Source organism: Streptomyces sp. NBC_00353 (assembly GCF_036108815.1).
Taxonomy (GTDB): Bacteria; Actinomycetota; Actinomycetes; order Streptomycetales; family Streptomycetaceae; genus Streptomyces.
Genome location: NZ_CP107985.1, coordinates 7,760,342 through 7,779,629 on the forward strand (window position 1 = coordinate 7,760,342; position 19,288 = coordinate 7,779,629).

Here is a 19,288-nt window from a genome sequence, read left to right on the forward strand (position 1 = left end):
TGCCTCCCCCACGGGTGCCGGAGCCGGAGCGCGCCGGACGGGAGGTGACAGGGGCGGCCGCGCCCTCGTGGTGTTCCGACCCGGGCTCACGCCGTCGGCCCGGCCTCCGACCGGTGCGTGGTGAGCAGCCGGGCATCCATCTCGCCCTGCTCGAAGAGCCGGGAGGCCCGACCCACGATCAGCGGGTCCGGCTCGCGGACCACCGTCGTGTCCTTGTCCGGGTAGTCGAAGCGGTGCAGCACATGCCGGATCGCCTCCAGCCTGGCCCGCTTCTTGTCGTTGCTCTTCACCACGGTCCAGGGCGCGTCCGCCGTGTCCGTGTGGAACAACATCACCTCCTTGGCCTCCGTGTATGCGTCCCACTTGTCCAGCGAGGCGAGGTCGACCGGGCTCAGCTTCCACTGCCGTACCGGGTCGATCTGGCGGATCATGAACCGGTTGCGCTGCTCGTTGCGGGAGACGGAGAACCAGAACTTCACCAGGTGGATGCCGTCCCGGGCGAGCATCCGCTCGAAGCCCGGTGCCTGGTGCATGAATTCGAGGTACTCGCGGGTCGTGCAGAACCCCATCACCCGCTCCACACCTGCCCGGTTGTACCAGGAGCGATCGAAGAGCACGATCTCCCCGGCGCTCGGCAGATGTGCCGTGTACCGCTGGAAGTACCACTGGGTGCGTTCGCGTTCGGTGGGCTTCTCCAGCGCCACGACCCGTGCGCCACGGGGGTTGAGGTGCTCGGTGAAGCGGTTGATCGTGCCGCCCTTGCCGGCCGCGTCGCGCCCTTCGAAGAGAATGACGAGCCGTTCGTTGCGCTCCTTCACCCAGTGCTGGAACTTGAGCAGCTCGATCTGCAGCGCGCGCTTGTCCTTCTCGTACGCCTTCCGGCCGAGCTTGTAGGTGTACGGATAGTCCTCGCGCCAGGCGTCGCGCGCCCGCCCGTCGGGCATCACCAGGACCGGATCGTCGTCCCCGCTGTCGGTCACGCCGAAGGCTTCGAGCTCGGCGCCGCCGTGCCGTGCCGCCCAGGCGAGGGCGGCTTCCCTGTGGTCAGCGTCGTCGGCAGCCTTGCTCCTCTTCTTCCGTCTCCTGCGGCTGCTCGGATCCTTGGCGCTCCGGGTCATGACGGCGTCCCTCCACCGGCTGTACCCGACTCTTTCGGGTGCGTCCAGTCTGCGGACGCTTCCGGGAGACCGCCACCCCGGCCAGACAGAGCAGGCCGCCGCCGACCGTGAGCAGTGCGGGCACCTCGCCGAGCAGCAGCCACGACATCAGTACCACCAGCGCGGGGACGGCATATGTGGTGGCGCCCATCCGTCCCGCAGTGGTGCGGGCGAGCGCATAGGCCCAGGTGGTGAAGGCCAGGGCGGTCGGGAAGACGCCCAGATAGACCATGTTCAGCGTCGCGGACACCGGGGCGTCGGCCGCCTCGGAGACCAGCACACCGGAGAACGGCAGACAGGCGACCGTACCGACCATGCAGCCGAACGCGGTGATCTGCAGCGCCGAGCCGTGCCGCAGCGCCGGCTTCTGGGCGACCACCCCGCCCGCGTACGCCATCGCCGCCAGCAGGCAGAGGACCACCCCGAGCACCGACGAACTCCCGTGTCCCGACATGGAGAGACCGACCACCGCGGCGCCCGCGAACGACACGGCCATCCCTGTCAGCAGTCTGCGCGGCAGCCCCTCGCCCAGCAGTCGGGCGCCGAGCAGTGCGATCAGGATCGGGCCGATGTTCACGACCATGGCGGCCGTGCCCGCGTCGACCTCCTGCTCGCCCCAGTTGAGCACCACCATGTAGAGCCCGAACCAGAGCACCCCGGACGTGACGATGCCCGGCCACGCCGCCCTGGACGGCAGCCCCTCGCGGCGTACGAGAAGGATCGCTCCGAGCGTCAGCGAACCCGCGAGCAGCCGGCCGAGCGCGAGCGCACCGGGCGAGTAGGACTCACCGGCACTGCGGATGGAGACAAAGGCGGAGGCCCACAGCACCACGGTGGTGCCGGCCGCGGCGATCGCCCGCCGGTCGCGGCCCGCGGGTGCGGTGGCGGGCGCGGCGGAGGCGGGTATGGGTGTCGTCATGAGCCCGACTCTAAACGGGGAACGGTTCGGCCCTCACCGAATTGTTTCCGGCTCGATTCCGAGCAGCTCGCGCAGCGCCCGCTCCCCGTCCCCGGTCGCCTTCACCGCCCGCCCGGACCCGATCCTCACGCACCAGCCGGCGTCCAAGGCGTGCCTGCACAGTGCGGCGCCCGCGACCCCTGCCAGATGCGGCCTGCGCTCCGTCCAGTCCAGACAGCTGCGTACGAGGGGACGCCGCGTCCCGGTGTCCAGCCCGATGCCCAGCTCCGCGAACCAGCCGAGACCCGTGTCGGTGAGCGCGAAGCCGGTGTCCTGCCGCAGCAGCCCCCGCACGGTCATCGCGTCCGCGATCGCGATGCCGATCCGGCCCGCGAGATGGTCGTAACAGGTGCGTCCGCGGGCCAGTGCACTGCTCGTGCTTGCCGCCCGCAGGGTCTGTGGCCGCTCCCCGTCACCGGGTGCGGCCCGGGCGGCGAGATCCTCGACGAGATGGGCGGTCCGTTCGTCGGCGAGCCGCACATAGCGGTGGCGGCCCTGCCGCTCCTCGGTCAGCAGGCCCCCGGCGATCAGCTTCCCCAGATGTTCGCTGGCGGTCGACGGAGCCACCGACGCGTACCGCGCCAGCTCCCCCGCCGTCCAGGCGCGGCCGTCGAGCAGGGCCAGACAGAAGGAGGCCCGGGTCTCGTCGGCGAGGAGGGCGGCCAGGGCGGCGAGGCGGGGTGCGGCCGGGTCGTGGGGTGCCATGCGTGCCATGTACCCAGGATGCGTCAGGAATGCTTCGGCGCCGGCCGAACCGTGTCCGCGGCAGGCCCCTGCTCGTACTGCAGGGCGAGGCCGTCGAGCAACGCCCGCAGCCCGGTCTCGAACGCGCCCTCGTCGACCTGCTGACGGCGGTCGGCCAGCAGATGGGCCTGGCCGAGGTGCGGATAGTCGGCGGGGTCGTACGCCGTCTCGTCGTCGACGAAGCCGCGCGCGAACGAGCCCAGTGCCGAGCCGGTGATGAAGTACCGCATCAGTGCGCCGATGTACGTGGCCTGGGCGGGCGGCCAGCCGGCGCGGACCATCGCACCGAACGCCGCGTCGGCGACCCGCAGCCCGGCCGGACGGCGGCCGGGGCCCTGGGCCAGCACCGGGACGATGTGCGGGTGCTCGGTGAGCGCCGCACGATAGGAGACCGCCCAGTCGTGCAGGGCGGCTCGCCAGTCGCGGTCGTCGGACTCGTCGAACATCGACAGATCGACCTGAGCGGACACGGCGTCCGCGACCGCGTCCAGGATCTCGTCCTTGTTGCGGAAGTGGTTGTAGAGCGAGGGTCCGCTGACCCCGAGTTCGGCCGCGAGCCGGCGGGTGGAGACGGCGTCGAGCCCCTCGGCGTCCACGAGCGCGCTCGCCGCCTCGACGATGCGGTCTCTGCTGAGGAGGGGCTTGCGCGGTCGGGCCATGCGGCACATAGTAGGGCCTGCGAACGAAAAACTAGCAGTGCTAATTAAAAGTGGGAGAACCGAAGGATGAACCTGGAGCTCAGCGAGGAGCAGGAAGCCGTCCGGCAGCTCGCCAAGGACTTCGTCGCCCGCGAGATCACCCCGCATGTCGTCGAGTGGGACCGCGCCGAGAATGTCGACAGGTCGATCGTCAAGGAGCTGGGCTCCCTCGGCTTCCTCGGGCTGACCGTCCCCGAGGAGTACGGCGGCTCGGGCGGCGACCACCTGGCGTACTGCCTGGTCACCGAGGAACTCGGCCGTGGCGACTCCTCGGTCCGCGGCATCGTCTCGGTCTCCCTGGGCCTGGTCGCCAAGACCATCGCCACCTGGGGCGACGAGGAGCAGAAGCGGCAGTGGCTGCCCCGGCTCACCGCGGGCGAGGCGATCGGCTGCTTCGGCCTCACCGAGCCCGGCACCGGCTCGGACGCCGGGAACCTGACGACGAAGGCCGTCCGCGACGGCGACTCGTACGTCATCAACGGCACCAAGATGTTCATCACCAACGGCACCTGGGCCGACGTCGTACTGCTCTTCGCCCGCACCGACGACACCCCCGGCCACAAGGGCATATCCGCCTTCCTGGTGCCCACCGACACCCCCGGCCTCACCCGCCGCACCATCCACGGCAAGCTCGGTCTGCGCGGCCAGGCCACCGCCGAAGTGGTCCTGGAGGACGTCCGCGTCCCCGCCACCACGCTCCTGGGCCCCGAGGGCAAGGGCTTCTCCGTCGCCATGTCCGCGCTCGCCAAGGGCCGGATGTCGGTCGCGGCCGGCTGTGTCGGCATCGCGCAGGCCGCCCTCGACGCCGCCGTGGGCTACGCGGGCGAACGCGAGCAGTTCGGCAAGTCCATCGCGAGCTACCAGCTCGTCCAGGAACTCATCAGCGACATCGCGGTGGACGTGGACGCCGCGCGGCTGCTGACCTGGCGGGTCGCCGACCTGATCGACCGCGGCGAGGACTTCGGCACCGCGGCGTCCAAGGCGAAGCTCTTCGCCTCCGAGGCCGCCGTCCGCGCAGCCAACAACGCCCTCCAGGTCTTCGGCGGCTACGGCTACATCGACGAGTACCCGGTCGGCAAGCTGCTGCGCGACGCCCGTGTGATGACGCTCTACGAAGGCACCAGCCAGATCCAGAAGCTGATCATCGGCCGTGCGCTGACGGGTGTCTCCGCCTTCTGAGCCGTTCCACCCGAACGGGCGTCTGAGTACGGGACTGAGTACGGGGCCGGATGTGCCGGGCGCCGCAGCGGCCGATGCTGTCCGTCATGAGTGAGACGACATCGGTCAAGCAGCAGAGCACCGCGGCCTTCTACGGACAGGCCGTCGCATCCTTCGGGGTGGCGATGGGCGCGGTGACCCTCGGCATCTACTTCCTCGACGCGAACGCCTGGGTGCGGGGCTTCCTCGCCGTCGGCGTCCTCTATCTCGTCACGTCCTGCTTCACCCTCGCCAAGGTCATCCGGGACCGTCAGGAGGCCGGGCAGCTCATCAGCCGGGTCGACCAGGCCCGGCTGGAGAAGATCCTCGCCGAGCACGACCCCTTCCAGAAGCTCTGACGCCCTCAGCCGCCGGACCCCTAAGCGCTTGCTCAGGTTCGGGGTATGGTGTGCGTCCTGGTGAACGGAAGGGGTCGGTGACGATGAGCACGGCGGAGGATACCGGCGGCGACAGTACGCCGTGGGGTGAGGTGACGCCCGAGGCGGCCAGACGGCTCCTCGTCGCGGCCGTCGACGCCTTCGCCGAGCGCGGGTACCACGCGACCACCACCCGTGACATCGCGGGCCGCGCCGGCATGAGCCCTGCCGCGCTCTACATCCACTACAAGACGAAGGAAGAGCTGCTCCACCGGATCAGCAGGATCGGCCACGACCGCGCCCTGCTGCTCCTGGAGACGGCCGCGGACAGCGAAGGCACGGCGTCCGAGCGGCTCGCCCACGCCGTGCGGTCCTTCGTCCGCTGGCACGCGGAAGGGCACACCACCGCCCGCGTGGTCCAGTACGAACTCGACGCCCTCGGCCCGGAGCACCGCACCGAGATCGTCGCGCTGCGGCGCAAGAGCGACGCGGTGATCCGCCGGATCATCAGTGAAGGCGTGGAGGCGGGGGAGTTCGACGTCCCCGACATCCCGGGCACCACGCTGGCCGTGCTCTCGCTCTGCATCGATGTGGCGCGCTGGTTCAGCGCGCAGGGGAGCCGGACGCCCGACGAGGTCGGCGCGCTCTACGCCGACCTCGTCCTGCGGATGGTCGCGGCCCAGCGGTAGCGCGACCGGGCACAGTTCCGCGGGCTCAGAAGTAGTAGCGCGACACCGACTCGGCGACGCAGACCGGCTTGTCGCCACCCTCGCGCTCGACCGTGACGACGGCGGTGACCTGGACGCCGCCGCCCGCCTCCTCGACGCTCTTGAGGGCGGCCGTCGCCCGCAGCCGCGAACCCACCGGCACGGTGGCCGGAAAACGGACCTTGTTGGTGCCGTAGTTGATGCCCATCTTCATGCCTTCGACCCGCATGATCTGCGGGACCAGCGCCGGAAGCAGCGAGAGCGTGAGATAGCCGTGCGCGATCGTCGTGCCGAACGGGCCGGCCGCGGCCCGCTCCGGGTCCACATGGATCCACTGGTGGTCCCCGGTGGCATCGGCGAAGAGATCGACCCGCTTCTGGTCGATCTCCAGCCATTCGCTGTGCCCCAGCTGCTCGCCCACCCCGTCGCGCAGCTCCTGCGCGGACGTGAAGATCCTCGGCTCTGCCATGTCCCTGGTCCTGCCTTCCCGCTCTCGACCGTGCATCGTCATGCATCCGTCATTCATCACTACTGTCTAAGCGCTTGCTCAGCATGGTTGGGTGTGGCGTTCCTGTCAACGACGGACCGGCCCGGAGGAGTGCACGTAGGGTTCGAGGGGTGCCCCAGATCCCACAGACACTCCATGAACTCACGGTCGGCCAGCTCTCCGCGCGCAGCGGCGCCGCCGTTTCGGCCCTGCACTTCTACGAGGCCAAGGGCCTGATCAGCAGCCGCCGCACCAGTGGCAACCAGCGCCGCTACAGCAGGGATGCGTTGCGCCGGGTCGCTTTCGTCCGTGCGGCGCAACGGGTCGGCATACCGCTGGCCACGATCCGCGACGCGCTGGCCGAGCTCCCCGAGGAGCGCACCCCGACCCGCGACGACTGGGCGCGCCTGTCCGAGGCGTGGCGCTCCGAACTCGACGAGCGGATCAAGCAGCTGGGCCGGCTGCGCGACCATCTCACCGACTGCATCGGCTGCGGCTGTCTGTCGCTGGAGACATGTGTGCTCTCCAACCCGAACGACATCTCCGGGGACACGATCAGCGGGTCCCGGCTGATGCCGGAGCGCCGCTCGGCGGACTGCCGGTAGGCGAGTCGCGGGCCGGGGCGGAGCGGGCGCTCCTCATGCCGCGGACGTCAGGTTCCTGGTCCGTATGCGCCGCGCCCTCGCCAGCGCCCCCGGCGTGAGCACGGGCTGCGGCACCACGATCCCGCAGCCCGTGCAGACCGGCCCCGACCACGGCTGGTGGCTGAGCTCCTGGCGCCAGACGATCCCGGTCCCCGTGCACACCGGGCAGGTCGTGCCCGGCTCCGACTCCAGCGCGGCGATCAGCCGGCCCAGCACCTCGCCCAGCGGTGCGGACGGATGGACCGCCGGATCGTCGCAGCGCGCCACCCCGTTCCCGCCCCAGGTGCGCCGGTGCCAGTCGTCGAACGCGCCCGGCCGGCGCAGCCCATCGTGCTTCTCCCGCCTGCGGCGCTCGGCGAACCCCGCCTCGTACCCGAGCCAGACGGCCCGGGCCTCCTCCAACTCCTCCAGTGCGTGCACCAGTCGCACCGGGTCGGGGGCCCGGTCCTCGGGCTCGATCCAGTGCCGGGCACACAGATGGTGCCAGGTCGCCCGGTGACCGTAGGGGGCGAACCTCTCCAGGCACTTGCGCAGCGAGTACCGCCGCAGCGCCAGGTCACTCCGCGGATCGCGGACCTGTCTCGCAAGACTGCGGAAACCGGCCATCGCACTGCCACCTCCGTCGCTCGTACTTCGGCGTCAAGGGATGGACGTACGACTGCCCGATTCGGCTCCATCGAAAGGCGATTCGCGTCCATTGGCCGAGACGGCCTCGTCGGATGCACCTCGAACGGGCCCGGGCGCGGCTCGAATCCGGCTCGGACGCGGCGTCATGTGGCGATTCGGAAAAGGTGACCGATGCTCACCTTACCGACGGGTCGTACCGCCAGTAACCTCCGGCGCATCGGCCTCCCGGAGGAGCACGCATGCCCCCACGCACCGCCAAGTTCAGAGCCGCCACCGTTGCGGCGGTTCTCACCCTCGGTACCACCCTCCTCGCAGCCTCGCCGCAGTCCGGCGCCGTGGCGGCGGAACCCGTCCCCGTCGCCGACCACTGCCAGGGGCAGTGCGACGACATCCTGCCGCCCGGCGAGAACGGCAACGCCACGCTCGTCGAGATTCTCGGCAACCAGGCGTTCGGTACGCACCCCGCGCACAGCGACGACCAACTCGACCGCTACAACGGCCTGGTGGCCGGGTACACCGGACTCACCGACCAGAAGCTGACCGACTTCTTCAACGACGCCTCGTTCGGCGTGCCGAAGGACCAGGTCGAGTCCGTCACCTCGCCTCGCGACGACGTCACCATCACCCGCGACAGGAAGTCAGGCGTCCCGCACATCAAGGGCACCACCCGTTACGGCACCCAGTTCGGCGCCGGCTATGCGGCCGGGCAGGACCGGCTCTGGCTGATGGACCTCTTCCGGCACATCGGGCGCGGCGAACTGACCTCGTTCGCCGGTGGCGCACTCGCCAACCAGGGGCTTGAGCAGCAGTTCTGGCCGCAGGCCCCGTACACCGAGGCAGATCTCGAAGCCCAGGTCGCGTACATCAGGACCCATGAGGGCGCCCGCGGTGAGCAGGCCATGGCCGACGCGCAGGCGTATGTCGACGGCATCAACGCGTACCGCGACAAGTCCAAGAAGGGCCGCTACTTCCCCGGCGAGTACGTCCTCACCGGCAAGATCGACGCGATCACCAACATCGGTGAGATCCAGCCGTTCAAGCTGACCGACCTGATCTCGATCGCCTCGGTCGTCGGCGGTCAGTTCGGTGGCGGCGGTGGCGGCGAGGTGCAGGCGGCGCTCTCGCTGCTGTCCGCCCAGCAGAAGTACGGGGTCGCCGAAGGCACCAAGGTCTGGGAGTCGTTCCGGCAACGGAACGACCCCGAGGCCGTGCTGACCATCCACGACGGCACCTCCTTCCCCTACGCCGGCAAGCCCGCCCAGGCGCGCGGCACCGCCCTTCCCGATCCGGGCTCGGTCACCCCCGAGCCGCTCGTCCACGACCGCACCGGCTCCGCGGGCACCGACAGGAAGGCCCCGGTCAAGGCCCCGGCCGCGCTGAGGAAGGCCCAGGGCATCTACGACGACGGCGTGATCCCGGAGGGCTCGCTGCCCGGCTCCGGTTCCGGCGCCCAGAAGCGCGGCATGTCCAACGCCCTGCTGGTCTCCGGCAAGCACACCGCGAGCGGAAACCCGATCGCCGTCTTCGGCCCGCAGACCGGCTACTTCGCACCGCAGCTGATGATGCTCCAGGAGCTCCAGGGCCCAGGCATCAGCGCCCGCGGGGTCGCCTTCGCCGGTGTCGGCATGTACGTCCAGATGGGCCGCGGCCAGGACTACGCGTGGAGCGCCACCTCGGCCGGCCAGGACATCACCGACACGTACGCCATCGAGCTGTGCGAGCCGGACGGTTCCGCACCCACCAAGGACTCGACGCACTACCTCCACCACGGCACCTGCACCGCGATGGAGAAGCTGGAGCGCACCAACTCCTGGGCGCCGACCGTCGCCGACTCCACGGCGAAGGGCTCCTACCGGATGCAGGTGTGGCGGACCGCGTACGGCATCGTCACCCATCGCGCCACAGTGGGCGGCAAGCCCGTCGCGTACACCTCGCTGCGCACCACCTACCGTCACGAGGCCGACTCGATCGTCGGCTTCCAGATGCTCAACGACCCTGCGTACGTGAAGGACGCCGCCTCCTTCCAGCAGGCGGCGAGCAACATCGACTACGCCTTCAACTGGTTCTACGCCGACTCCCGCACCGCCGCCTACTACAACAGCGGCATGAACCCGGTGCGCGCGGCGGGCGTCGACCCGGCCCTGCCCGTCAAGGCCGAGAAAGCGTACGAATGGCAGGGCTACGACCCGGTCGCCAATACCGCCGCCTACACCCCGTTCGCCGCGCACCCGCACTCCAGCGGCCAGGACTACTACGTCTCCTGGAACAACAAGCAGGCCGAGGGGTACGCCTCCGCGGGCTTCGGCCTCGGCGCGGTGCACCGGGCGGACCTGCTCGACGACCGGGTGGCGAAGCTGGTGGAGCAGGGCGGCGTCACCCGCGCCTCGCTCACCCGGGCCATGGCGGAAGCCGCGCTCACCGACCTGCGCGGCGAGCAGGTGCTGCCCGAACTGCTGCAGGTGCTCCGCTCCCGGCCGGTCACCGACCCGGAACTGAACTCGGTCATCCAGCAGTTGGAGTCCTGGCGGGCTTCGGGGGCGCAGCGCAGGGAAAGCAGCCCCGGCTCGCACACGTACACCGACGCGGACGCGGTGCGGATCATGGACGCGTGGTGGCCGAAGCTGGTCGAGGCCGAGTTCGAGCCGGGTCTGGGCGACAGCCTGTACGGGACGCTGACCGCCGCTCTCGCCACCGACGAGTCACCGGCGGCCAGCCACGGCCCGAGCGGGGCGCACAGCGGATCGGCGTTCCAGTACGGCTGGTGGGGCTTTGTGGACAAGGATCTGCGCCAGGTCCTCGGCCGGCCGGTCAAGGGGCCGCTCGCCAGGACGTACTGCGGAAACGGAGACCTGAGCAGCTGCCGGGACACCCTGCTCGCCTCCCTGAAGCGGGCGGCGTCCGAACCGGCCACCGAGGTCTACCCCGGTGACGACAGCTGCGGGGCCGGCGAGCAGTGGTGCACGGACTCGATCATCCACCGTGCGCTGGGCGGAATCAGCCAGAAGGCGATCCACTGGCAGAACCGCCCGACGTATCAGCAGGTGGTGGAGTTCCCCAGCCACCGGTAGGCATTGATCCCTCTCCGTCCGGTGCTCGGGGACGGAACCGGTTCGCCGGGCGGGTCCGAACCCTCGGACCCGCCCGGTCCGCCTCACCGGTACTGCAAGTACTTCTTGCGTACCGCCCGGAAGGCGGCGAGATCCGCCGCCCAGGCGCCCACCACCTCATCCGTGTCCGCGCCCGCATCGATCATCGTGCGGACCCGCGTGTTGCCGGTGAGCTTGTCGATCCAGTTGTCCGAGCGCCACGCGAACCCGCTCCACGTCTGCTTCGCCGTCACCAGGAGAGCGATCCCCGTGCGTACCGGGTCGAAGACCTCCCGGTCCTGCACATGCAGCTGCACGCCGCCGACCGTCTTCCCCTGGAACTTGGAGAACGTCGGCGCGAAGTACGCCTCGCGGAACGCGACTCCGGGCAGGTCGAGCGCGTTCGCGGCCGCCGCCCACCGGTGGTCGATGCCCTCCGCGCCGAGCAGTTCGAACGGCCGCGTGGTGCCGCGTCCCTCGGAGAGGTTCGTGCCCTCGAAGAGGCAGGTCCCGGAGTACACCAGCGCGGTGTCCGGCGTCGGCATGTTGGGGCTCGGGGGCACCCACGGCAGTCCGGTCTCGTCGAAGAAGTCCGAGCGCCGCCATCCCGACATCTTCACGATGTCCAGCTCGACCGGCCGGTCGGCCAGGAACTCCGCGTTGAAGAGCAGCGCAAGCTCCGTGACCGTCATGCCGTGCGCCTGCGCGATCTCCCGGCGCCCCACGAAGGTCGAGAACGCCGGGTCGAGGACCGGCCCGAGCGCCGCCCGCCCGGTCACCGGGTTCGGCCGGTCCAGCACGACGAACCGCTTGCCCGCGAGCGCCGCCGCCTGCATGCAGTCGTAGAGCGTCCAGATGTACGTGTAGAAGCGTGCGCCCGCGTCCTGGATGTCGAAGACGATCGTGTCCACGCCGGACGCGGTGAAGACATCGGCGAGCGGCTGCCCGCTCTTCAAGTACGTGTCGTAGACGGGGAGTCCGGTCGCCGGATCGTCGTAGCGCCCCTCAGAACCGCCCGCCTGCGCGGTGCCGCGGAAGCCGTGTTCGGGTCCGAAGACCGCGATCAGGTTCACCCGCTCGTCCGGGTGCATCACATCGACGATGTGGCGCACATCGGAGGTGATCCCGGTCGGGTTGGTGACGACCCCGACCTTCTGCCCCTTCAGCAGTGCGTAGCCGTCCGCGGCCAGCCGGTCGAACCCGGTGAGGAGCCGGTTGCGCCCGGCGCCCTGCCCCTTCCCGGGCACGGGTCCCGCTGCCGCGGTCCCGGTTCCTGCAGTGGTCGCCGCGAGGGCTCCCACCGCACTGCCGGCGGCCAGCAAACCACGTCTGGACAGGCTCATTCGGCTACCTCCATGATCGCTCCGACTGTCATGGTCACGCACGCTAGCGCGCGCAAGCGCTCCGCGGAACGAGCCGGACGCGACTGCTGTGACAGGAGTGGCGACAACCCGGGCCAGCCCCCTTCCCCGACGACATACCGACTGGTTAGTCTGCTGAGGAAGTCGGCTGAGAGAGGCGGGACCCGATGAGTACGGTGCAGGGCGCGGGCGTAGTGGTCACCGGAGCCGGAGGCGGCATCGGCGCCGCTCTGGCCCGCAGATTCGCCGCGGAAGGCGCCAGGGTCGTCGTCAACGACCTCGACGAGGCCCGGATCAAGACGCTTGCCGAGGAGATCGGCGGCACTGCCGTCGCCGGTGACGCCTCACGGATCGTGGACGCCGCCCGGGACGCCCTGGACGGCACCGTCGACATCTACTGCGCCAACGCGGGCCTTGCCTCGCCCGGCGACGTCTTCGCCGACGAGGAGGTCTGGGCGGCGGCCTGGGACGTCAATGTGATGGCCCACGTCCGCGCGGCCAGGGCGCTGCTGCCGGACTGGCTGGAGCGCGGCAGCGGCCGGTTCGTCTCCACCGCGTCCGCCGCCGGGCTGCTGACGATGATCGGCGCGGCGCCGTACAGCGTCACCAAGCACGGGGTCGTCGCCTTCGCCGAATGGCTCTCGCTCACCTACCGCCACCGCGGCGTCAAGGTCCACGCGATCTGCCCCCAGGGCGTACGTACGGACATGCTCACCGCCGCGGGTTCGGCCGGTGAGCTCGTGCTCGCCCCCAGCGCCATCGAGCCGGAGGCCGTCGCCGACGCGCTCTTCGACGCCATGGCCGAGGACCGCTTCCTCGTCCTGCCGCACCCCGAGGTCGCCGGCTACTACCGGGCGCGCACCAAGGACACCGACCACTGGCTCGCCAATATGAACCACCTTCAGCAGAAGTGGGAGGAGACCGGCGCATGACCGAGTCCAACACCGACGCCGACACCGGGTCCGGCTACGCGGCAAAACCCTGGATCTCCCTGCTCAGCGAGGCCCAGCGGGCTCCCGTCAGCCCCGCCGAGACTGTGGTGCACGCCTTTCGCGCCTCCGTCGCCCGCGCCCCCGAGCACCCGGCGCTCGCCTACTTCGACGGGCGCCTCAGCTACCGCGAGACCGATGCGCTCTCCGACTCGGTGGCCGGTCATCTCGCCGCGAAGGGCCTGGAGCGCGGCGACCGGGTCGCGATCATGCTGCAGAACTCCCCGCAGTTCGTACTCGCGCTGCTCGGCGCCTGGAAGGCGGGGGCGACCGTCGTCCCGCTCAACCCGATGTACAAGTCCGGCGAGGTCGGCCACGTACTGAAGGACGCCGAGGTCACCGCGCTGATCTGCGCGGACCGGGCGTGGGAGTCGTATCTGCGGGACACCGCGGCCGCCGCCGCGACCGTACGGATCGCCGTCACCGCCTGCGAGCTCGACCTCCAGAGCCAGAACGACGACCGGGTCCTGAACTTCGAGCGGCTGCCGGCCCCCGAGGACGCCGACGACCTGGTGGCCGTCGCCCGCCGCGGGCTCGCCGCCCCCGAAGACCGCGAACTCACCGCCGCCGACGTGGCGCTGATCAGCTACACCTCCGGGACCAGCGGCACCCCCAAGGGCGCCATGAACTCCCACGGCAACATCATGGTCAACGCCGAGCGCCAGCGGACCGGACACCCGGTCGCCGAGGGCTCCTCGTACTTCGCGCTCGCCCCGCTCTTCCACATCACCGGCATGGTGTGCCAGCTGGCCGCCTGTCTCACCAACGCGGGCACCCTCGTCCTCGCGTACCGTTTCCATCCCGGTGTCGTGCTCGACGCGTTCGCCGAGCACCGCCCCGCGTACACCGTCGGCCCGTCGACCGCCTTCATGGCGCTCGCCGCCCATCCCGACGTGACCCGTGAGCACTTCGCCTCGTTCCAGGTGATCTCCTCCGGTGGTGCACCGTTGCCGCCCGCGCTCGTGGAGAAGTTCCGTGCGGGCTTCGGCCCGTACATCCGCAACGGCTACGGCCTCACCGAGTGCACCGCGCCCTGCGCCTCCGTACCGCCCGAGCGGGAAGCCCCCGTCGACCCGGTCTCCGGGACGCTCTCCGTCGGCGTTCCCGGCCCGGACACGATCGTCCGGATCCTCGACGAGAACGGCGAGGAGGTGCCGTTCGGCGAACAGGGCGAGATCGCCGTCCGCGGTCCCCAGGTCGTCTCCGGCTACTGGCGGCTGCCCGACGCCTCCGCCGCCGCCTTCCCGGACGGTGAGCTGCGGACGGGCGACATCGGCTTCATGGACCGCGACGGCTGGCTGTACGTCGTCGACCGCAAGAAGGACATGATCAACGCCTCCGGCTTCAAGGTCTGGCCGCGTGAGGTGGAAGATGTCCTGTACACCCACCCGGCGGTACGGGAGGCGGCGGTCGTCGGCGTCCCCGACGCCTACCGCGGCGAGACCGTCCGGGCGTACGTCAGCCTGCGGCCCGGTGCGGTGGTCGAGCCCGGAGAGCTGGGCGCGTACTGCAAGGAGCGGCTCGCCGCCTACAAGTACCCGCGCGAGGTCGAGATCCTGGCTGAACTCCCGAAGACGGCAAGTGGGAAGATCCTCAGGCGGGAACTGCGTTCAGCGCAGTAGAGCAGCGGACACATCGTACGGAAGGCAGGTGGCGGCAATGGCCAGAACGACGGACGGGAACGATGCCCCGGTCCCGCAGCGGCTGCTGGCCGCCGCCACCCGGCTCTTCGCCGAGCAGGGTTACGACCGCACGTCGGTCCAGGAGATCGTCGAGGCGGCGGGCGTCACCAAGGGGGCGCTGTACCACTACTTCGGGTCCAAGGAGGATCTCCTCCAGGAGGTCTACGCCCGGGTGCTGCGGCTCCAGCAGGAGCGGCTCGACGCCTTCGCCGACGCCGAGGCGCCGGTCGAGCAGCGGCTGCGGGACGCGGCGGCGGATGTCGTCGTCACGACGATCGAGAACCTCGACGACGCGTCGATCTTCTTCCGGTCCATGCACCATCTGAGCCCGGAGAAGAACAAGCAGGTGCGGGTGGAGCGGCGCCGCTACCACGAGCGGTTCCGGGCGCTGGTCGAAGAAGGGCAGCAGAGCGGGGTGTTCTCGACGGCGACGCCGGCGGATCTGGTGGTGGACTACCACTTCGGCTCGGTGCACCACCTGTCGACGTGGTACCGCCCGGACGGCCCGCTCAGCCAGCAGGAGGTCGCCGACCATCTGGCCGACCTGCTGCTGCGCGCGCTGCGGCCGTAGGAACCGGGGCGCGGTGGTTGCCGCTCCGTCCTCACTCGCCGGGCGGGCTTGATCCTCCCCGCCCGTGGTCGAGCCGTTCGTCCTCCATCGCCGGACGGTCCTGTGATGCCCGCGCGGCACCGTCGAGCCCGTCCGGCGCTCGAGGGCGGAAGCGGCAACCGGACGCACCCGGCCACCGCCCGCCCCGGCCACCGCCTACAGGTACCGCTTGATCTCGCGCCGCGCCAGCGACCTCTGGTGCACCTCGTCGGGCCCGTCGGCCAGCCGCAGCGTCCGCGCCGCCGCCCACAGTTCCGCCAGCGGGAAGTCCTGGCTGACGCCGCCCGCGCCGTGCAGTTGCACCGCCTGGTCGAGGATGTCGACCACCGCGCGCGGGGTGGCGATCTTGATGGCCTGGATCTCCGTGTGCGCACCCCGGTTGCCGACGGTGTCCATCAGCCACGCCGTCTTCAGCACCAGCAGCCGCAACTGCTCCACCGTGACCCGCGCGTCCGCGATCCAGTTCTGCACGACGCCCTGCTGGGCGAGCGGCTTGCCGAAGGCCGTACGGGACACCGCCCGCCTGCACATCAGCTCGATGGCCCGCTCGGCCATCCCGATCAGCCGCATGCAGTGGTGGATCCGGCCCGGGCCGAGACGCGCCTGGGCGATGGCGAAGCCGCCGCCCTCCTCGCCGATCAGGTTCGTGGCGGGCACCCGCACATCGGTGAACACGACTTCCGCGTGACCGCCGTGGTAGTGGTCCTCGTACCCGTACACCTGCATCGCGCGCCGCACTTCGAGGCCGGGCGTGTCACGCGGGACCAGGATCATCGACTGCTGGCGGCGGATGTCGGGGCCGTCCGGGTCGGTCTTGCCCATCACGATGAAGATCCGGCAGTCCGGGTTCATCGCCCCGGAGATGTACCACTTGCGGCCGTTGATGACGTAGTCGTCGCCGTCCCGCACGATCCGGGTCTCGATGTTCGTCGCGTCCGACGAGGCCACCTCGGGCTCCGTCATGGCGAACGCCGACCGGATCTCACCGGCGAGCAGCGGCTCCAGCCACTGCTTCTTCTGCTCGTCCGTGCCGAACTGGAAGAGCACCTCCATGTTCCCGGTGTCCGGCGCCGCGCAGTTCAGCGCGGTCGGTGCCAACTGCGGGGACCGACCGGTGATTTCGGCGAGCGGAGCGTACTGGAGGTTGGTCAGCCCGGCGCCGTACTCCGCGTCGGGCAGGAAGAGGTTCCACAGGCCCTGCTTGCGCGCCTCCGCCTTCAGGTCCTCGACGACCTGCGGGGTGTCCCACGGGGAGGCGAGCAGTGCGCGCTGCTCGTCCGCGATCTTCTCGGCCGGGAGGACATGCTCGTCCATGAAGGCGAGCAGCTTGGTGCGCAGCTCTTCCGTGCGGGCGTCGAATGCGAAATCCATGGGCTGATCAGCCTTCCTGGAGGGTGGTGAGGCCGTGCTCGATGAAGACGGGGACGAGATCGCCGATCCGGTCGAAGCCGGCGCCGACCGTCTGGCCGAGGGTGTAGCGGTAGTGGATGCCCTCCAGGATCACGGCGAGCTTGAACCACGCGAACGCCGTGTACCAGGAGATGGCGGAGGTGTCCCGGCCGGAGCGGGCGGCGTAGCGCTCGATCAGTTCGGCGGGGGTGGGGTGGCCGGCCGCGCCGCTGGTGGTGGAGACCGGGGACCTGGGCAGACCGAGATCGGAGCTGTACATCACCAGGAGGCCGAGGTCGGTCAGCGGGTCGCCGAGCGTCGACATCTCCCAGTCGAGGACGGCCTTGATCTCGTCGTCCGAGCCGATCAGGACGTTGTCCAGGCGGTAGTCGCCGTGGATGACGGTGGGCGCGGGGGAGACGGGCAGTTCGCGCCCGAGCGCGGCGTGCAGCTCGTCGATGCCGGGCAGTTCGCGGTTGCGGGAGGCGTCCAGCTGCTTGCCCCAGCGGCGCAGCTGCCGGTCGAGGAAGCCCTCGGGGCGTCCGAAGTCGCCGAGCCCCACGGACTCGGGGTCCACCGCGTGCAGTTCCACCAGTGTGTCGACCAGTCCGAGGACGGCCGCCCGGGTGCGCTCGGGGCCGAGCGGGGCGAGCTGCTCGGCGGTGCGGTACGGGGTCCCCTCGACGTACTCCATGAGGTAGAACGGCGACCCGATGACGGAATCGTCCTCGCAGAGCAGCACCGGCTCGGGCACCGGCACGGCTGTCGGATGCAGTGCGCTGATCACCCGGTGCTCGCGCTTCATGTCGTGCGCGGTGGCGAGGACATGGCCGAGCGGCGGCCGGCGGACGACCCAGTGGCCGGTGCCGTCCGTGACGATGTACGTCAGGTTGGAGCGACCGCCCTCGATGAGACGGGCTTCGAGCGGTCCGTTCACCAGACCCGGCCGCTCGCGGTCGAGATATCCGCGGAGCCGGTCCAGGTCGAGACCTGGCGGGTGGACTGAGCTCATCGTGCGCACCTCCGGGGTGAAAAGACGTCGAAGCTCATGATGCCGACCAGTCGGTATGTCGTCCAGTGAACTCCCGGATTCCCCGGTGCGGACTCCGGTTCCAGTGGTCCCGGAGTCTGGCGCCCGATCTTGTCTCTGAATATGGTTCACGTATGGATACTGCGTTGCTGATCGACGAAGTCCGGCTGACCCCGATCCTCATAGCCGACCCGCCGCTGCTCAACACCCAGGGCGTCCACCAGCCGTACACCCCACGGCTCATCGTGGAGGTGATCACGCGCGGTGGGACGACCGGCATCGGGGAGACCTACGGGGACGGCAAGTACCTCGAACTCGCCGAGCCGCTCGCCCAGGCCCTGGTCGGCCGCTCGGTCAGCGATCTGAACGGCCTCTTCGCCCTCGCCGAGGAGGTGTGCGGTGATTCACGCGCCGCCGACGCGCGCGTGGAAGCCGGCGGCCTGCGCGGCGTCCAGACCTCCGGCAAGCTCCGGCTCTCCGTCGTCTCCGGCTTCGAGGTCGCCTGCCTGGACGCCCTGGGCAAGTCCCTCGGCCTGCCCGTGCACGCGCTGCTCGGCGGCAGGGTCCGCGACAGCGTCGAGTACAGCGCGTACCTCTTCTACCGCTGGGCCGCCCATCCCGAGGGCGGCGAACAGGACGACTGGGGTGTGGCCGTCGACCCGGCCGGAGTCGTCGCCCAGGCGCGTCGGTTCGCCCGCGAGTACGGCTTCTCCTCCTTCAAGCTCAAGGGCGGCGTCTTCGAACCCGACCAGGAGATCGCCGCGATCCGCGCCCTCGCCGAGGCGTTCCCCGGGCAGCCGCTGCGGCTGGACCCGAACGGCGCCTGGTCCGTCGAGACCTCGCTGTACGTCGCCGAGCAGCTGAAGGACGTACTCGAATATCTGGAGGATCCGGCGACCGGCACGGACCTGATGGCCGCCGTCGCCGCGGGCACCGATGTACCGCTCGCCACGAACATGTGCGTCACGACCCTCGCCGAGGTCCCGGAGGCGTTCGCCCGCGGCGCCGTCCAGGTCGTGCTCTCCGACCACCACTACTGGGGCGGCCTGCACCGCACCCGTGAGCTGGCCGGGATCTGCCGCACCTTCGGAGTCGGACTCTCCATGCACTCCAACACCCACCTGGGGATCAGCCTCGCCGCGATGACCCACGTCGCGGCCACCGTCCCCAACCTCGACTACGCCTGCGACAGCCACTACCCCTGGCAGACCGAGGACGTCATCACCACCCGTCATGTGTTCAAGGACGGCCGGCTGACCGTCTCCGACGCCCCGGGGCTCGGCGTCGAACTCGACCGGGAACGGCTGGCCGTACTGCACCGGCGGTGGCTCGCCGACGACGGCACGATGCGCGAGCGCGACGACGCGGCGGCCATGCGCAAGGCCGAGCCGGAGTGGGTGACGCCGGCCATCCCGCGCTGGTGAGCCCGGGACGGCCCGGGGGTGGACCAGGTGCCGGGAGGCCGCCGACGCGGTCCTGATCCGGGGCCGGCGTCCGGCCACGGACCGCCCACGCCGCGGCGGCCGTCCGAGGCCCTCACCGTCT

18 protein-coding genes are annotated in these 19,288 nt (G+C 70.5%); 9 read left to right on the top strand and 9 right to left on the bottom strand.

Annotated features, from left to right (window positions below):
• Positions 1–86 precede the first annotated feature (86 nt).
• The 4 genes from ppk2 to OHA88_RS34980 all read right to left on the bottom strand — a co-directional run bounded on the left by ppk2 (position 87) and on the right by OHA88_RS34980 (position 3,518).
• Complete coding sequence (gene ppk2, locus OHA88_RS34965; RefSeq protein ID WP_382830767.1) at positions 87–980, bottom strand: polyphosphate kinase 2; 894 nt, start codon at positions 978–980, stop codon at positions 87–89.
• Between the two features lie 64 nt (positions 981–1,044).
• The gene (locus tag OHA88_RS34970) at positions 1,045–2,076 is read right to left on the bottom strand and encodes a DMT family transporter (RefSeq protein WP_328628446.1); all 1,032 of its coding nucleotides are present in this window, start codon (positions 2,074–2,076) and stop codon (positions 1,045–1,047) included.
• A gap of 33 nt (positions 2,077–2,109) precedes the next feature.
• Complete coding sequence (locus tag OHA88_RS34975; protein WP_326602746.1) at positions 2,110–2,829, bottom strand: ArsR/SmtB family transcription factor; 720 nt, start codon at positions 2,827–2,829, stop codon at positions 2,110–2,112.
• Between the two features lie 14 nt (positions 2,830–2,843).
• Positions 2,844–3,518 carry a TetR/AcrR family transcriptional regulator gene (locus OHA88_RS34980; RefSeq protein WP_267005999.1) on the bottom strand — a complete coding sequence of 225 codons (675 nt, stop codon included), beginning with the start codon at positions 3,516–3,518 and terminating at the stop codon, positions 2,844–2,846.
• Positions 3,519–3,584: 66 nt separating this feature from the next.
• Here OHA88_RS34980 and OHA88_RS34985 point away from each other — a divergent pair, with 66 nt between their 5' ends.
• The 3 genes from OHA88_RS34985 to OHA88_RS34995 all read left to right on the top strand — a co-directional run bounded on the left by OHA88_RS34985 (position 3,585) and on the right by OHA88_RS34995 (position 5,820).
• Positions 3,585–4,736, top strand: a complete 1,152-nt coding sequence (locus OHA88_RS34985; protein WP_328628447.1) for an acyl-CoA dehydrogenase family protein — start codon at positions 3,585–3,587, stop codon at positions 4,734–4,736.
• 86 nt (positions 4,737–4,822) lie between these two features.
• Positions 4,823–5,113: a YiaA/YiaB family inner membrane protein gene (locus OHA88_RS34990; protein WP_267006001.1), complete on the top strand. Its 291-nt coding sequence runs from the start codon at positions 4,823–4,825 to the stop codon at positions 5,111–5,113.
• 83 nt (positions 5,114–5,196) lie between these two features.
• The gene (locus OHA88_RS34995; protein ID WP_267006002.1) at positions 5,197–5,820 is read left to right on the top strand and encodes a TetR/AcrR family transcriptional regulator; all 624 of its coding nucleotides are present in this window, start codon (positions 5,197–5,199) and stop codon (positions 5,818–5,820) included.
• Positions 5,821–5,845: 25 nt separating this feature from the next.
• On the opposite strand, the gene OHA88_RS35000 is transcribed toward OHA88_RS34995, so the two are convergent.
• Positions 5,846–6,307, bottom strand: coding sequence for a MaoC family dehydratase (locus OHA88_RS35000; protein ID WP_328628448.1), 462 nt, complete (start codon positions 6,305–6,307; stop codon positions 5,846–5,848).
• Between the two features lie 149 nt (positions 6,308–6,456).
• Here OHA88_RS35000 and soxR point away from each other — a divergent pair, with 149 nt between their 5' ends.
• Positions 6,457–6,930, top strand: a complete 474-nt coding sequence (soxR, locus tag OHA88_RS35005) for a redox-sensitive transcriptional activator SoxR (protein WP_328628449.1) — start codon at positions 6,457–6,459, stop codon at positions 6,928–6,930.
• Between the two features lie 33 nt (positions 6,931–6,963).
• Here soxR and OHA88_RS35010 read toward each other — a convergent pair whose 3' ends face one another.
• Positions 6,964–7,575 (bottom strand): hypothetical protein, encoded by a 612-nt coding sequence (locus tag OHA88_RS35010; RefSeq protein ID WP_328628450.1) that lies wholly within the window; start codon positions 7,573–7,575, stop codon positions 6,964–6,966.
• A gap of 260 nt (positions 7,576–7,835) precedes the next feature.
• Here OHA88_RS35010 and OHA88_RS35015 point away from each other — a divergent pair, with 260 nt between their 5' ends.
• Positions 7,836–10,664: a penicillin acylase family protein gene (locus tag OHA88_RS35015; RefSeq protein WP_328628451.1), complete on the top strand. Its 2,829-nt coding sequence runs from the start codon at positions 7,836–7,838 to the stop codon at positions 10,662–10,664.
• An 83-nt stretch (positions 10,665–10,747) separates the two neighbouring features.
• On the opposite strand, the gene OHA88_RS35020 is transcribed toward OHA88_RS35015, so the two are convergent.
• Positions 10,748–12,025 carry an exo-beta-N-acetylmuramidase NamZ family protein gene (locus tag OHA88_RS35020; protein ID WP_328628452.1) on the bottom strand — a complete coding sequence of 426 codons (1,278 nt, stop codon included), beginning with the start codon at positions 12,023–12,025 and terminating at the stop codon, positions 10,748–10,750.
• A 185-nt stretch (positions 12,026–12,210) separates the two neighbouring features.
• Between OHA88_RS35020 and OHA88_RS35025 the strand changes: the two genes are divergently transcribed.
• From OHA88_RS35025 to OHA88_RS35035, 3 genes are read left to right on the top strand one after another with little or no spacing between them, the layout of a single operon-like run.
• On the top strand, positions 12,211–12,975 hold the full coding sequence (locus tag OHA88_RS35025; RefSeq protein WP_326602737.1) for an SDR family oxidoreductase: 765 nt from the start codon (positions 12,211–12,213) through the stop codon (positions 12,973–12,975).
• Entirely contained in the window at positions 12,972–14,654 is a 1,683-nt protein-coding gene (locus tag OHA88_RS35030; protein WP_328628453.1) for an AMP-binding protein, read from the top strand. The genes OHA88_RS35025 and OHA88_RS35030 overlap by 4 nt, the downstream gene beginning before the upstream one ends.
• 37 nt (positions 14,655–14,691) lie before the next feature.
• Entirely contained in the window at positions 14,692–15,285 is a 594-nt protein-coding gene (locus OHA88_RS35035; protein WP_030918241.1) for a TetR/AcrR family transcriptional regulator, read from the top strand.
• A gap of 195 nt (positions 15,286–15,480) precedes the next feature.
• Here OHA88_RS35035 and OHA88_RS35040 read toward each other — a convergent pair whose 3' ends face one another.
• Together OHA88_RS35040 and OHA88_RS35045 are read right to left on the bottom strand one after the other, a co-directional pair.
• Positions 15,481–16,695, bottom strand: coding sequence for an acyl-CoA dehydrogenase family protein (locus OHA88_RS35040; RefSeq protein ID WP_328628454.1), 1,215 nt, complete (start codon positions 16,693–16,695; stop codon positions 15,481–15,483).
• A 7-nt stretch (positions 16,696–16,702) separates the two neighbouring features.
• Positions 16,703–17,725 (bottom strand): phosphotransferase family protein, encoded by a 1,023-nt coding sequence (locus tag OHA88_RS35045; protein WP_328628455.1) that lies wholly within the window; start codon positions 17,723–17,725, stop codon positions 16,703–16,705.
• Between the two features lie 152 nt (positions 17,726–17,877).
• Here OHA88_RS35045 and OHA88_RS35050 point away from each other — a divergent pair, with 152 nt between their 5' ends.
• Positions 17,878–19,167, top strand: coding sequence for a glucarate dehydratase family protein (locus tag OHA88_RS35050; RefSeq protein WP_328628456.1), 1,290 nt, complete (start codon positions 17,878–17,880; stop codon positions 19,165–19,167).
• Positions 19,168–19,288 lie beyond the last annotated feature (121 nt).